Annotated in this window: 15 protein-coding genes; 12 read left to right on the top strand and 3 right to left on the bottom strand. The window is 69.6% G+C overall.

Annotation, left to right across the window (positions count from 1 at the left end; translation table 11 throughout):
• Position 1: 1 nt before the first annotated feature.
• The 11 genes from rplO (at position 2) to truA (ending at position 8,068) form a co-directional block, all read left to right on the top strand.
• Positions 2-457 (top strand): 50S ribosomal protein L15, encoded by a 456-nt coding sequence (gene rplO, locus ACFVS9_RS19920; protein ID WP_014047794.1) that lies wholly within the window; start codon positions 2-4, stop codon positions 455-457.
• Positions 458-678: 221 nt separating this feature from the next.
• Positions 679-1,998, top strand: coding sequence for a preprotein translocase subunit SecY (gene secY, locus ACFVS9_RS19915; protein WP_383113994.1), 1,320 nt, complete (start codon positions 679-681; stop codon positions 1,996-1,998).
• The gene (locus ACFVS9_RS19910; RefSeq protein WP_383113995.1) at positions 1,998-2,657 is read left to right on the top strand and encodes an adenylate kinase; all 660 of its coding nucleotides are present in this window, start codon (positions 1,998-2,000) and stop codon (positions 2,655-2,657) included. The genes secY and ACFVS9_RS19910 overlap by 1 nt, the downstream gene beginning before the upstream one ends.
• Before the next feature lie 122 nt (positions 2,658-2,779).
• Positions 2,780-3,616, top strand: coding sequence for a type I methionyl aminopeptidase (map, locus tag ACFVS9_RS19905; RefSeq protein WP_383113996.1), 837 nt, complete (start codon positions 2,780-2,782; stop codon positions 3,614-3,616).
• A gap of 211 nt (positions 3,617-3,827) precedes the next feature.
• Positions 3,828-4,049 carry a translation initiation factor IF-1 gene (gene infA, locus ACFVS9_RS19900; RefSeq protein ID WP_003956442.1) on the top strand — a complete coding sequence of 74 codons (222 nt, stop codon included), beginning with the start codon at positions 3,828-3,830 and terminating at the stop codon, positions 4,047-4,049.
• Between the two features lie 60 nt (positions 4,050-4,109).
• Positions 4,110-4,223 carry a 50S ribosomal protein L36 gene (gene rpmJ, locus ACFVS9_RS19895; protein WP_003956441.1) on the top strand — a complete coding sequence of 38 codons (114 nt, stop codon included), beginning with the start codon at positions 4,110-4,112 and terminating at the stop codon, positions 4,221-4,223.
• Between the two features lie 197 nt (positions 4,224-4,420).
• Complete coding sequence (rpsM, locus tag ACFVS9_RS19890; protein WP_014047799.1) at positions 4,421-4,801, top strand: 30S ribosomal protein S13; 381 nt, start codon at positions 4,421-4,423, stop codon at positions 4,799-4,801.
• A gap of 105 nt (positions 4,802-4,906) precedes the next feature.
• A complete protein-coding gene (gene rpsK, locus ACFVS9_RS19885) occupies positions 4,907-5,311 on the top strand; it encodes a 30S ribosomal protein S11 (protein WP_003956432.1) in 405 nt (134 codons plus the stop codon).
• Between the two features lie 136 nt (positions 5,312-5,447).
• Complete coding sequence (locus tag ACFVS9_RS19880) at positions 5,448-6,470, top strand: DNA-directed RNA polymerase subunit alpha (protein WP_003966937.1); 1,023 nt, start codon at positions 5,448-5,450, stop codon at positions 6,468-6,470.
• Between the two features lie 164 nt (positions 6,471-6,634).
• Positions 6,635-7,135, top strand: a complete 501-nt coding sequence (rplQ, locus tag ACFVS9_RS19875; RefSeq protein WP_383113997.1) for a 50S ribosomal protein L17 — start codon at positions 6,635-6,637, stop codon at positions 7,133-7,135.
• 78 nt (positions 7,136-7,213) lie between these two features.
• Entirely contained in the window at positions 7,214-8,068 is an 855-nt protein-coding gene (gene truA / locus ACFVS9_RS19870) for a tRNA pseudouridine(38-40) synthase TruA (RefSeq protein WP_383113998.1), read from the top strand.
• A gap of 13 nt (positions 8,069-8,081) precedes the next feature.
• Here the strand turns inward: truA and ACFVS9_RS19865 are convergent, their stop codons facing one another.
• From ACFVS9_RS19865 to ACFVS9_RS19855, 3 genes are all read right to left on the bottom strand, one after another.
• A complete protein-coding gene (locus ACFVS9_RS19865) occupies positions 8,082-8,444 on the bottom strand; it encodes a hypothetical protein (RefSeq protein WP_383113999.1) in 363 nt (120 codons plus the stop codon).
• Positions 8,445-8,507: 63 nt separating this feature from the next.
• On the bottom strand, positions 8,508-10,391 hold the full coding sequence (locus ACFVS9_RS19860; protein ID WP_389933998.1) for a hypothetical protein: 1,884 nt from the start codon (positions 10,389-10,391) through the stop codon (positions 8,508-8,510).
• Between the two features lie 60 nt (positions 10,392-10,451).
• Positions 10,452-11,303: a hypothetical protein gene (locus tag ACFVS9_RS19855; protein WP_383114001.1), complete on the bottom strand. Its 852-nt coding sequence runs from the start codon at positions 11,301-11,303 to the stop codon at positions 10,452-10,454.
• Between the two features lie 67 nt (positions 11,304-11,370).
• Here ACFVS9_RS19855 and ACFVS9_RS19850 point away from each other — a divergent pair, with 67 nt between their 5' ends.
• On the top strand, positions 11,371-12,990 hold the full coding sequence (locus tag ACFVS9_RS19850) for an ABC-F family ATP-binding cassette domain-containing protein (RefSeq protein WP_383114002.1): 1,620 nt from the start codon (positions 11,371-11,373) through the stop codon (positions 12,988-12,990).
• Positions 12,991-13,195 lie beyond the last annotated feature (205 nt).

Genomic DNA, 13,195 nt, shown 5'->3' with positions numbered 1-13,195 from the left:
CATGGCGGAGAACAGCCCGCTGAAGGCCCACAACCTCCGGCCTGCCCCGGGCGCCAAGACCGCCAAGACCCGTGTGGGTCGTGGTGAGGCGTCCAAGGGTAAGACCGCAGGCCGTGGTACCAAGGGTACGAAGGCTCGTTACCAGGTTCCGGAGCGCTTCGAGGGTGGCCAGATGCCCCTCCACATGCGTCTCCCGAAGCTCAAGGGCTTCAAGAACCCGTTCCGCACGGAGTACCAGGTCGTGAACCTGGACAAGCTCGCGACGCTCTACCCCGAGGGTGGAGAGGTCACGGTGGCCGACCTGGTCGCCAAGGGCGCCGTGCGCAACAACCACCTCGTCAAGGTCCTCGGACAGGGCGAGATCTCCGTGGCGCTGCAGGTTTCGGTTGACGCCGTCTCCGGCTCCGCCAAGGAGAAGATCGCCGCCGCAGGCGGCACCGTCACCGAACTCGTCTGAGACAACTCGGACAGGACTGTGGCCTGAACACCCGACCGGGGATGCCTCTCATTTGGGGCATCCCCGGTTGGTCGTTCCTAGGGGGGCATGTCCGCCGGTAAGGTGGCGTGCACTTGCTGTGGTAAGTCCTGGGCAATCGCCCGGGGTCCTTTGGCTGTTACGTAACCGTCGATCCTCAAGACCGTCACCTCACGCTTTGCGCGGGGGTCGCAGGAGGCACCGTGCTCACCGCGTTCGCCCGGGCGTTCAAGACGCCCGACCTGCGCAAGAAGCTGCTCTTCACGCTCGGCATCATCGTGCTCTACCGTCTCGGGGCGCACATTCCCGTACCGGGGGTGAGCTACGAGAACGTCCAGACCTGTGTTGATCAGGCCAGCAAGGGCAACAACAGCCTCTTCGGTCTGGTCAACATGTTCAGCGGTGGTGCACTGCTGCAGATCACGATCTTCGCGCTCGGCATCATGCCGTACATCACGGCCAGCATCATTCTTCAGCTGCTGACCGTCGTCATCCCCCGGCTCGAAGCCCTCAAGAAGGAGGGCCAGTCGGGCACGGCCAAGATCACGCAGTACACGCGTTATCTGACCGTCGCGCTCGCCATCCTCCAGGGCACCGGCCTGGTGGCGACCGCCCGCAGCGGCGCCCTCTTCAGCGGCTGCCCGGTGGCCGACCAGATCGTCCCGAACCAGTCGATCTTCACGACCATCGTCATGGTCATCACCATGACCGCGGGTACCGCGGCCGTCATGTGGCTCGGTGAGCTCATCACCGACCGCGGCATCGGCAACGGCATGTCCATCCTGATGTTCATCTCGATCGCCGCCAGCTTCCCCGGCGCCCTGTGGGCCATCAAGCAGAGCGGCAAGCTGGCCGACGGCTGGATCGAGTTCATCACCGTCATCCTCATCGGCTTCGTGATGGTCGCCCTCGTCGTCTTCGTCGAGCAGGCCCAGCGCCGGGTCCCGGTGCAGTACGCGAAGCGGATGATCGGGCGCCGTTCGTACGGTGGTACGTCCACCTACATCCCGCTGAAGGTGAACCAGGCGGGTGTGATCCCCGTCATCTTCGCTTCTTCGCTGCTCTACATCCCTGCTCTGATCGTTCAGTTCTCCAACTCCACCGCGGGCTGGGCGACCTGGATCCAGGCCCACTTCGTCAAGGGCGACCACCCGTACTACATCGCGACGTACTTCCTGCTGATCGTTTTCTTCGCATTCTTCTATGTGGCGATCTCGTTCAACCCCGAGGAAGTCGCCGACAACATGAAGAAGTATGGTGGCTTCATCCCGGGTATCCGGGCAGGTCGACCTACCGCCGAGTATCTGAGCTACGTGCTGAACCGGATCACTTGGCCGGGCTCGCTGTACCTGGGTCTGATCGCTCTGGTGCCGACGATGGCGTTGGCAGGCTTCGGGGGCGCTAACCAGAACTTCCCGTTCGGCGGGACGAGCATCCTGATCATCGTGGGTGTGGGTCTGGAGACCGTGAAGCAGATCGAGAGTCAGCTCCAGCAGCGCAATTACGAAGGGTTCCTCCGCTGATGCGAATCGTCCTCGTCGGGCCGCCCGGTGCCGGCAAGGGAACGCAGGCTGCGTTCCTTGCCAAGAATCTCTCGATTCCGCACATCTCCACGGGCGACCTCTTCCGCGCCAACATCAGCCAGGGCACCGACCTTGGCAAGCAGGCCCGTTCCTACATGGACGCGGGACAGCTGGTGCCGGACGAAGTCACCATCGCTATGGCCAAGGACCGCATGGCTCAGCCGGACGCCGTGAACGGCTTCCTGCTGGACGGATTCCCCCGCAACGTGGGGCAGGCCGCCGCGCTCGACGAGATGCTTCTCGGCGAGGGCGTCAAGCTGGACGCGGTCCTTGACCTCGAGGTCCCCGAGGACGAGGTGGTCAAGCGCATCGCCGGCCGCCGGATCTGCCGCAACGACAGCGCGCACGTCTTCCACGCGACGTACAACCCGCCGAAGACCGAGGGCGTCTGCGACGTCTGCGGCGGCGAGCTGTACCAGCGGGACGACGACACCGAGGAGACGGTCCGCACCCGTCTCGAGGTCTACCACACGCAGACCGAGCCGATCATCGACTACTACCGGTCCCAGGGCCTGGTCGTGACGATCTCCGCGCTCGGCAAGGTCACCGAGGTGACCGAACGGGCCATGGAGGCCCTCAAGAAGTCCGACGAGGGCTGAGCCCCCGTCCCACCACCGCAGCCGGCCGCGGCGCCCTCGGGCGTCGCGGCCGACTGTTTGCGCGCCGTATCGTGGAGTACGGCCCCAACCGTTCCCCTTCGTACGCAGAGAGGCGCCCAGCGATGGTGCAGATCAAGACCCCCGAGCAGATCGCCAAGATGCGCGAGGCGGGCCTCGTGGTCGCTGCCATTCACGCCGCCACGCACGAGGCGGCCGTCCCCGGCGCCACCACCAAGGACCTGGACGAGGTCGCGCGCAAGGTGATCGCGGACCACGGCGCGAAGTCGAACTTCCTGGGGTACGGCGGATTCCCCGCGACGATCTGCACCTCGGTCAACGACGTCGTGGTGCACGGCATCCCGGACGAGAAGACCGTCCTGAAGGACGGCGACATCATCTCGATCGACGCCGGCGCGATCATCGACGGCTGGCACGGCGACGCGGCGTACACCGCCTTCGTGGGCACAGGTCACGCTCCGGAGCTCGTCGAGCTGTCCCGGGTGACCGAGGAGTCGATGTGGGCCGGGATCGCCGCGATGAAGGTGAACAACCGGCTGGTCGACATCTCGAAGGCCATCGAGTCCTACATCCGCCGCCAGCCCCGGCCGGCGACCGGCAAGTACGGGATCATCGAGGACTACGGCGGCCACGGCATCGGCACCGAGATGCACATGGACCCGCACCTGCTGAACTACGTCGCCCGCAAGCGCGGCAAGGGCATCAAGCTCGTCCCGGGCGTCTGCCTGGCCATCGAGCCGATGGTCTCGCTGGGCACGCCGCAGACGAAGGTCCTCGCCGACGAGTGGACGGTCCTGACCACCGACGGCACCTGGTCCTCGCACTGGGAGCACTCGATCGCCCTCACGGAGCAGGGCCCGCTGGTCCTGACCGCCCCGGACTGCGGCCGGGCCAGGCTCGCCGCGTACGGCGTCGAGGCGGCGCCCGACCCGCTGGGCTGAGCCCGTCCGCCCCGCCGCCCGGTCCGTGTTCCGCAGGACTGTCCGGCTGATCCGTGTCTAAGGATCAGGGGAAGTGGGCAAACTTGACGGATTCGTCTTTTGGGGTCCGCTGACGTAGACTGACTCGTCGGCTCTCGTGCATCAGTGTGCCCGTATGTCTGCACACACGGTGTGGAGAGTCGATCAAGGTAGCCGATTCGAAAGGCGAAGCGTGGCCAAGAAGCAAGGTGCCATCGAAATTGAGGGCACCGTGATCGAGTCCCTCCCGAACGCCATGTTCAAGGTGGAACTCCAGAACGGTCACAAAGTCCTCGCGCACATCAGCGGCAAGATGCGGATGCACTACATCCGTATCCTCCCGGATGACCGGGTCGTCGTGGAGCTGTCTCCGTACGACCTGACGCGTGGCCGGATCGTCTACCGCTACAAGTAGATCTTGCCGCCATCCCGCTTCGGCGTGGTGAGGGCACTGACCCGGAGAACCTGACATCCCATGAAGGTCAAGCCGAGCGTCAAGAAGATCTGCGACAAGTGCAAGGTGATCCGCCGTCACGGCCGGGTCATGGTCATCTGCGACAACCTGCGCCACAAGCAGCGCCAGGGCTGACGCACGACCCCCTGCATCTCGCAGTTCTTCGCGCGACGCACGTAAACGTACATACGCAGTGCCCGTCCACGCTTCGGCTGACGACACCTCCGGCGGGGGCCGGGGACCCGGGCGTACCACCTCCTCCCTCGTGGACGGGGTCGGCGTTCGGGAGTGGCTCTGTGGAAGACCCCCGACATGACAACTGGAGCCATTGAATGGCACGCGTTTCAGGTGTTGACATCCCGCGCGAAAAGCGCGTGGAGGTTGCCCTCACCTACGTCTTCGGTATCGGGCGCACCCGGTCCAAGGAGATCCTCGCCACCACCGGCGTGAACCCCAACACCCGCGTTCGTGACCTGGCCGAAGAGGACCTGGTCAAGATCCGCGAGTACGTGGACGCCAACCTCCGCACCGAGGGTGACCTTCGCCGCGAGATCCAGGGCGACATCCGCCGCAAGATCGAGATCGGCTGCTACCAGGGCATCCGGCACCGTCGCGGTCTGCCGGTCCACGGTCAGCGCACCAGCACGAACGCGCGTACCCGCAAGGGCCCGCGTCGCGCCATCGCCGGTAAGAAGAAGCCGGGCAAGAAGTAGTCCTCAGCGGACGTACCGCGGAGGTCCGGGCCACCGGATGTTCGCGGAAACCAGCGGTCTTCGCTGTAGGACCGATCACCTCCCCTCTCCATCTGGAGTCAAGACATGCCCCCCAAGGGTCGTCAGGGCGCAGCCAAGAAGGTGCGTCGCAAGGAAAAGAAGAACGTCGCTCACGGCCACGCGCACATCAAGAGCACGTTCAACAACACCATCGTCTCGATCACGGACCCCTCGGGCAACGTGATCTCCTGGGCCTCCGCCGGCCACGTCGGCTTCAAGGGCTCGCGCAAGTCCACCCCCTTCGCCGCGCAGATGGCCGCCGAGTCGGCCGCCCGCCGCGCGCAGGAGCACGGCATGCGCAAGGTCGACGTCTTCGTCAAGGGTCCCGGCTCCGGCCGTGAGACCGCGATCCGCTCCCTCCAGGCCACGGGCCTCGAGGTCGGTTCGATCCAGGACGTCACCCCGACGCCGCACAACGGCTGCCGTCCGCCGAAGCGTCGCCGCGTCTGATCCGCTACGGCCGGTGACGGCCGTGCGTCAGTAGCGTGGGTCCGGGCGGTAGGCCCCTTCGGGGGCGTACCGCCCGTACCCTTGTTTCATCTGTCGGGCATCAAATAGTGGGTGCCCACGACTGAAGGATCACCCCATGCTTATCGCTCAGCGTCCGTCGCTGACCGAAGAGGTCGTCGACGAGTTCCGCTCCCGGTTCGTGATCGAGCCGCTGGAGCCGGGCTTCGGCTACACCCTCGGCAACTCCCTGCGTCGCACCCTCCTCTCCTCGATCCCCGGTGCCGCTGTCACCAGCATCCGGATCGACGGCGTCCTGCACGAGTTCACCACCGTGCCGGGCGTCAAGGAGGACGTGACCGACCTCATCCTCAACATCAAGCAGCTGGTCGTCTCCTCGGAGCACGACGAGCCGGTCGTGATGTACCTGCGCAAGCAGGGCCCCGGCCTGGTCACCGCTGCTGACATCGCCCCGCCGGCCGGTGTCGAGGTCCACAACCCGGACCTGGTCCTGGCCACGCTGAACGGCAAGGGCAAGCTGGAGATGGAGCTGACCGTCGAGCGCGGTCGCGGCTACGTCTCCGCCGTCCAGAACAAGCAGGTGGGCCAGGAGATCGGCCGTATTCCGGTCGACTCCATCTACTCGCCGGTGCTCAAGGTCACGTACAAGGTCGAGGCGACCCGTGTCGAGCAGCGCACCGACTTCGACAAGCTGATCGTCGACGTCGAGACCAAGCAGGCCATGCGTCCCCGTGACGCCATGGCGTCGGCCGGCAAGACCCTGGTCGAGCTGTTCGGCCTGGCGCGCGAGCTCAACATCGACGCCGAGGGCATCGACATGGGCCCGTCGCCGACGGACGCCGCGCTCGCCGCCGATCTGGCGCTGCCGATCGAGGAGCTCGAGCTCACGGTCCGTTCGTACAACTGCCTCAAGCGCGAGGGCATCCACTCCGTGGGTGAGCTCGTGGCCCGCTCCGAGGCTGACCTGCTCGACATCCGCAACTTCGGTGCCAAGTCGATCGACGAGGTCAAGGCGAAGCTGGCCGGTATGGGCCTGGCGCTCAAGGACTCGCCTCCCGGCTTCGACCCGACCGCCGCCGCCGACGCCTTCGGCGCCGACGACGACGCGGACGCCGGTTTCGTGGAGACCGAGCAGTACTGAGCCACCTCCGGCGGGGGTGCCCGGACTCCGGGTGCCCCCGTTCCGGGGCGTTCCGGCCGGGGCATCCCGATGCCCCGGACCGCAGGACTTCCGCGGGGCGGCCGCCTCGCGGGAACTGACACCGGTACCTGATACGGCCGGTGCAGCACACAAGGAGAAACACCATGCCGAAGCCCGCGAAGGGCGCCCGTCTGGGCGGCAGCGCTGCGCACGAGAAGCTTCTTCTCATCAACCTCGCGAAGTCGCTGTTCGAGCACGGCCGCATCACCACGACCGAGGCCAAGGCCCGCCGCCTGCGTCCGGTCGCCGAGCGCTTCATCACCAAGGCGAAGAAGGGCGACATCCACAACCGTCGCCTGGTGCTGCAGTCGATCACGGACAAGAGCATCGTGCACACGCTCTTCACCGAGATCGCCCCGCGGTACGAGAACCGCCCCGGTGGTTACACCCGCATCACCAAGATCGGCAACCGTCGTGGCGACAACGCCCCGATGGCCGTCATCGAGCTGGTCGAGGCGCTGACCGTGGCCCAGCAGGCCACCGGTGAGGCCGAGGCCGCGACGAAGCGCGCCGTCAAGGAAGACGCCCTCAAGAAGGACGAGGCTCCGGCCGAGACCGTCGAGGACGCCAAGCCGGCCGCCGCCGAGGAGTCCAAGGACGCCTGAGCGTTCTGAGACCCAGGTACGGGCCCGCACCACCCTTCGGGGCGGTGCGGGCCCGTTCGGTTTTGAGAGGATCTTCGGGTGAGTGACGAGGCAGAGCCCGGATTCGTACGGGTACGGCTGGACCTTTCCTACGACGGGAAGGATTTCTCCGGCTGGGCGAAGCAGACGAGCAGGCGCACCGTGCAGGGCGAGATCGAGGACGCGCTGCGTACCGTGACGCGGTCGGCGGTGACGTACGACCTGACGGTCGCCGGGCGCACCGACGCGGGGGTGCACGCGCGCGGGCAGGTGGCGCACGTCGACCTGCCGGCCGGGGTGTGGGCCGAGCACGAGGAGAAGCTGCTGCGGCGGATGGCGGGGCGCCTGCCCCAGGACGTGCGGATCTGGCGGGCGGCCGAGGCCCCGGCGGGGTTCAACGCGCGGTTCTCGGCGCTGTGGCGGCGGTACGCGTACCGGGTGGGGGACCGGCAGGGCGGGGTGGACCCGCTGACCCGGGGCCATGTGCTGTGGCACGACCGGCCGCTCGACGCGGACGCGATGAACGAGGCCGCCGCGCTGATGGTGGGCGAGCACGACTTCGCGGCGTACTGCAAGAAGCGTGAGGGCGCCACGACGATCCGCACCCTGCAGAAGCTTCACTGGGTGCGGGACGCGGAGTCCGGTGTGCTGACGGCGACGGTGCAGGCGGACGCGTTCTGCCACAACATGGTGCGGGCGCTGATCGGAGCGGCGCTGTTCGTGGGGGACGGGCGGCGCCCGGCGGCGTGGCCCGCGGAGGTGCTGGCGGCGAAGGTCCGGGATCCGGCGGTGCACGTGGTCCGGCCGCACGGGCTGACGCTGGAGGAGGTGTTCTACCCCGCCGACGAGCTGCTGGCGGCCCGGGCCCGGGAGGCGCGGAACGTCAGGACGCTGCCGGGGGCGGGGTGCTGCTGAGGGCGGGCCGCGCTCAACGGCTGCGGCTGCTGCGGGCCTCGTCCCGGAAGTGGCGTACGAAGGTGAGGACGCCCCAGGCGACCAGGACGTTCACCAGCGCTCCGGAGCCGTGGAACAGTGGGGTGAGGAGGCTGGAGCCGGCCTCCTCCGTGACCGGGTCGTCGCCGGTCAGCAGGGCCGCCGGCCAGAGCAGGGCGACCAGCACCAGGCCCGCGCCGGGGAACGAGATCAGGGCCATCGCCGTGTCGAGGGCCGGAGGGCGGCCGGCGATCTCGTCGGCCAGGGCGACGGCCAGGACCAGGCCGACGTAGCCGAGGGCGAGAGGGCGGGCCCAGTTCCTGGGTCCGCCCCGGTCCGGGACGGCCGGCTTGCTCATGAGTACGTCCTCCGCCTGGTCGTCCGGCCTGCCGAGGGCCCGCTCCCCCCGGGCCCCGGCCCCTTATTGAACGCGTTCAGTATGCCTCGGGCGGTCCTGGAGCCTCGCGCGGACCAGCCCGGCCGCGAAGTACAGGGCCAGGGCGCTGGACACGGTGGAGCGGAACCAGCCGATGTCCGGGGCCCACCAGGCGTAGGCCGCCGCCGCGGTGAAGAACAGCAGGGCCGCCGTGCGCAGCACCCACCAGCGGACCGGACGGGGGTCGTCCTGGCGCGGGGACTCCGGGTGGACGCCGTCCTTCGTGGTCATGGTGTCCCGCATGCCCGCGAGGAAGCTCCGCCGGGCCAGCACCCGGGCGCCCGGGAGCGCGGTGAGCACCTCCTGCTCGCCGCCGTACCCGGCGGGCGGGGACGGGAGGCCCAGGGCGGCGACGAGTTCGCCCTGGTGGCGGGCGGGGTCGCCCGCGGCCCGCAGGACGTGGGCCACCGGACGCGGGTCGCTGAGTCCGTAGGCGCGGGCCAGGGCGGCGGCCGTCGTGGCCGCCGCCGTGTGGTCGGCGGCGGGCGCCGCGGTCTCCCAGGTGTGGTCCGCCACCTTCCGGCCCCGGTGCACGAGGGTGAAGCTGCTGCGCTCCGGGGTCCGGTGCAGCACCAGCGCGGGCCACTCCTCGGCCGTGGTGAAGCTGGCTGCCGCAGCGGTGAGCGGATCCTCGGGCAGCAGCGCCGCGCGGGCGCCGCGCACCGGGTCCGGGACGGCCTCGACGTACGTGTGGCGGCTGCCGGCCGGGGCCGTGCGCAGGCTGTGCCCGCAGATCAGGGCGGCCTGCGCCACCTCGGTGGGGCCGGTGGAGACGATGGCGAGCGAGCGCGGTGCCAGCTCGCGTTCCCAGCCGGGTGTCCCGGCGGCCGGCGGGTCGGGGGAGGCGCGGAAGAAGGGGATCCTCATCGCCAGCTCGATGCGGGTGTCGGAGCGGGCCTCCAGGAACTCCGAACGGGGCTCGCCGAAGTAGGACCAGGGGAACGTGGTGGCGTGCACCCCGATGCCGCGGAAGACGGTGAGCGCCTCCTCGTAGCGGTTCATCGACCACAGGACGAAGGCCAGGTGGTTGCGGAAGCCGGCGGCCTCCCGGTCCCCCGGCGCGTAGCTCTCCGAGAGGGCCTGCGCGCGCGCCACGGCCGCTTCGGCGCGCTCCGCGTACGGGTCGGGGCCGGGAGCCTTCTCCTCGGCGATCAGGTACTCCACGACGGCCCGCAGCGGCAGCGCGTGGAGCCGGGAGCCGGGAGGCGCCTGGTCCGCGGCGCGCTCGGCGAAGGCGAACATCTCCTCGTGCGAGCCGTACCACTTGGCGCAGAGGTACTGGAGCGCCTGCGCGTGGCACCCCTCGTGGTGCCGGTCGCGGGCGTCCGCCTCCGCCAGGTACGAGTCGAAGACCTCGCGCGGGGCCTGGATGCCCCGGGCCTGGGCCAGTGCGACGCGCCACGGGACCGGATCGCCGGGGTTCAGCTCGGCGGCGGCGGAGATCACCGGTACGGCGTCCCGCAGCACGGCGTGGAACGCCCGGAACTGGTCGGCCTCGACGTGCCCGGCCCGCGCCCCGGTCCGTATCTGCCAGGCCTGGCAGACGTACAGGTCCGCCTTGACCAGGACGGCGTCGGGGTCCTCGGGGGACTCCTCCAGCCAGCTGTCCAGCCAGCCCGGGTGGTGCAAGGAGGCCCGTGCGAGACGGGAGACGCAGGCGTCCCTGCGTTCCCACTGGGCGTGCTCGCGGGTGGCGGCGAGCAGTTCGGCGACCGGGGCGTGGTCACCCGACGCGGCGGCGGCGAGGGCGACCCGCAGCGAGGGGTCAGGGGCGTCGAGGACCACCGCGTCGTCCGGGGCCAGGCCGGCGCCCACGGCGTCGCCGTGGCGCAGGACGCGCGGGATGGTGAAGAGCGTGGTCAGACGCACGGCGGCGGGTCCTCGTTCGGGGAGTGGACGGGACCGGTGCGCGGGCGGGCCCGTCGACGGTCAGGTGACGGGGGCACCCGCGGCCGCCGATGCCCGGACCTCGCCGCGGTGGCGGATCTGGCGGAAGGTGAAGTCGGTCAGGTCGTCACCGACCGCGTACACGTCCTTGGCCGCCGTGGTGACGTTCTTCCCGCTGGTGAAGCCGCCGACCGTGAAGTAGGCGTACCGGCCGTAGGAGTTCGCGGTGCGGCGGCAGACGGCTCCGGCGCGGCAGAAGGTCGGGACGCCCGAACCGCTGAGGGAGGCGAGGCCGCCGGTCGCCTCCCGGGCGGCCTTCCTGGCCTCCGCCTCGGTGCCGAAGACGGCGAGCCCGACGGTGACCGCGACACCGTCCTTGCTGTACGTGGCGCGGATGACCTGGTCGCAGCCGTTGGCGTCGAGGACCGAACCGAGGGCGCCCTGGGTCGTCGTCGCGCAGTCCGCCGTACGGGCGGTGGCGCCCTTGGCGTAGACGCGGTCGCCCATGGTCAGTTTCCTGCCGGGGAAGAAGGCGTCGACGGTGACCGGGGCCGTGTCCTTCTTCTCGTCGGCTATGTAGTCCTTCGGGTCCGGCGGGGGCGGGGGAGCGACCGAGGAGAAGGAGGGCCCGGGGCCGGTGGGCTCCGAGGGCAGGTCGGCGGGGGCGGGCAGTTCGCTCGCGTTCCTCGCCGGGCCGGGGGAGCCGCCCCCGTTGGTGGTGATGACCGCGGTGGCCACGATCGCGCCCACCGCCGCGGTGGCCACCGCGCCGCCCCCGATCATCAGCCACTTCCGGCGCCTGCCCCGCGCCGCGGACCGATCCGCCAGCGCCGCCCAGTCCGGAGTCCGGCTCTCTTCCGGCCCCCAGGAGGGCCCCCCTTGCCCAAAGCTCATGCGGCGAATCCTAGACCGCGGTTAATCCGGTTGGGCCAACGGTTCGGCTGCCGTGACAATGCTGTGCATGGGACATCTCGAAGCGGGCCACCTGGAGTACTACCTACCGGACGGACGGGTGCTGCTCGGCGATGCCTCGTTCCGGGTGGCCGACGGGGCCGTGGTCGCCCTCGTCGGCGCGAACGGGGCGGGCAAGACGACGCTCCTGAAGCTGCTCGCCGGGGAGCTCCAGCCGCACGGCGGCTCGGTCTCGGTGAGCGGAGGGCTGGGCGTGATGGCCCAGTTCGTGGGCTCCGTGCGTGACGAGCGGACCGTCCGCGACCTGCTGGTGTCCGTGGCCCAGCCCCGCGTCAGGGAGGCGGCGAAGGCCGTCGACACGGCCGAGGAACGCATCCTCACCGTGGACGACGAGGCCGCGCAGATGGCGTACGCGCAGGCGCTGAGCGACTGGGCCGAGGCGCGCGGGTACGAGGCCGAGACGCTGTGGGACATGTGCACGATGGCCGCGCTGGGCGTCCCGTACGAGAAGGCGCAGTGGCGGGAGGTGCGCACGCTCAGCGGCGGTGAGCAGAAGCGGCTGGTCCTGGAGGCGCTGCTGAGGGGCCCGGACGAGGTGCTGCTCCTGGACGAGCCGGACAACTACCTGGACGTCCCCGGCAAGCGGTGGCTGGAGGAGAAGCTCGGGGAGACCCGCAAGACGGTGCTCTTCGTCTCCCACGACCGTGAGCTGCTCTCGCGGGCCGCCGAGAAGATCGTGAGCGTGGAGCCCGGCCCGGCCGGCTCGGACGTCTGGGTGCACGGCGGCGGCTTCGGCACGTACCACCAGGCCCGCAAGGAGCGCTTCGCGCGCTTCGAGGAACTCCTGCGGCGCTGGGAGGAGGAGCGGGCCCGGCTGAAGGCGCTCGTCCTGCGGATGCGGCAGCAGGCGGCGAACAGCCCCGACATGGCGAACCGCTACCACGCGATGCAGACCCGCTTCAAGAAGTTCGAGGACGCGGGACCGCCGCCGGAGCCGCCCCGCGAGCAGGACATCAGGATGCGGCTGCGCGGCGGCCGGACCGGGGTGCGGGCCGTGACGTGCGCCGGCCTGGAGCTGACCGGGCTGATGAAGCCGTTCGACCTGGAGATCTACTACGGCGAGCGGGTCGCCGTACTCGGCTCCAACGGGTCGGGGAAGTCGCACTTCCTGCGGCTGCTGGCGGGCGAGCCGGTGGCGCACACCGGTGAGTGGAAGCTCGGCGCGCGGGTCGTGCCCGGCCACTTCGCCCAGACCCACGCCCACCCGGAGCTGCTCGGCAAGACGCTCGTCGAGATCCTGTGGACGGAGCACGCCAAGGACCGCGGCGCCGCGATGTCGGTGCTGCGGCGCTACGAACTGGAGCGCCAGGGCGACCAGGCCTTCGAGAAGCTGTCCGGCGGGCAGCAGGCGCGCTTCCAGATCCTGCTCCTGGAGCTGGCCGGCACCACCGCGCTGCTGCTGGACGAACCCACGGACAACCTGGACCTGGAGTCGGCCGAGGCCCTCCAGGACGGCCTCGAGGTGTACGACGGCACGGTCATGGCCGTCACCCACGACCGCTGGTTCGCGAAGTCCTTCGACCGCTACCTGGTCTTCGGCTCCGACGGGGTGGTCCGCGAGTCCACGGAACCGGTCTGGGACGAGCGCAGGGTCCGGCGGGAGCGGTAGGGCAGGCGCGTTTTGACCCGTCCCGGGCGGGGCGGGTACTGTCGGGGGTTGTTATACGTATCGGACTTCGCCGTTCACACGCGAAGAAACCTTACGTAGGTTCTCTGGAGCAGTTACCAGTGGCTCGCATACGGGCAGTGTCCCCGGCACTGCGGGCCCCAGCTGCATGATCGCTTCAGGGGTGCCATGTGTCTGGACCTCATCC

This window comes from Streptomyces sp. NPDC058008 (assembly GCF_042886395.1).
In the GTDB taxonomy this organism is placed as follows: domain Bacteria; phylum Actinomycetota; class Actinomycetes; order Streptomycetales; family Streptomycetaceae; genus Streptomyces.
This window is presented reverse-complemented; position numbering and strand designations above follow the sequence as displayed.

Coding starts and splice junctions, on each gene's coding strand:
- rplO (WP_014047794.1), top strand. CDS start 2: ATGGCGGAGAACAGCCCGCTGAAGGCCCACAACCTCCGGCCTGCCCCG.
- ACFVS9_RS19910 (WP_383113995.1), top strand. CDS start 1,998: ATGCGAATCGTCCTCGTCGGGCCGCCCGGTGCCGGCAAGGGAACGCAG.
- map (WP_383113996.1), top strand. CDS start 2,780: ATGGTGCAGATCAAGACCCCCGAGCAGATCGCCAAGATGCGCGAGGCG.
- rpmJ (WP_003956441.1), top strand. CDS start 4,110: ATGAAGGTCAAGCCGAGCGTCAAGAAGATCTGCGACAAGTGCAAGGTG.
- rpsM (WP_014047799.1), top strand. CDS start 4,421: ATGGCACGCGTTTCAGGTGTTGACATCCCGCGCGAAAAGCGCGTGGAG.
- rpsK (WP_003956432.1), top strand. CDS start 4,907: ATGCCCCCCAAGGGTCGTCAGGGCGCAGCCAAGAAGGTGCGTCGCAAG.
- ACFVS9_RS19880 (WP_003966937.1), top strand. CDS start 5,448: ATGCTTATCGCTCAGCGTCCGTCGCTGACCGAAGAGGTCGTCGACGAG.
- rplQ (WP_383113997.1), top strand. CDS start 6,635: ATGCCGAAGCCCGCGAAGGGCGCCCGTCTGGGCGGCAGCGCTGCGCAC.
- ACFVS9_RS19865 (WP_383113999.1), bottom strand. CDS start 8,444: ATGAGCAAGCCGGCCGTCCCGGACCGGGGCGGACCCAGGAACTGGGCC.
- ACFVS9_RS19855 (WP_383114001.1), bottom strand. CDS start 11,303: ATGAGCTTTGGGCAAGGGGGGCCCTCCTGGGGGCCGGAAGAGAGCCGG.
- ACFVS9_RS19850 (WP_383114002.1), top strand. CDS start 11,371: ATGGGACATCTCGAAGCGGGCCACCTGGAGTACTACCTACCGGACGGA.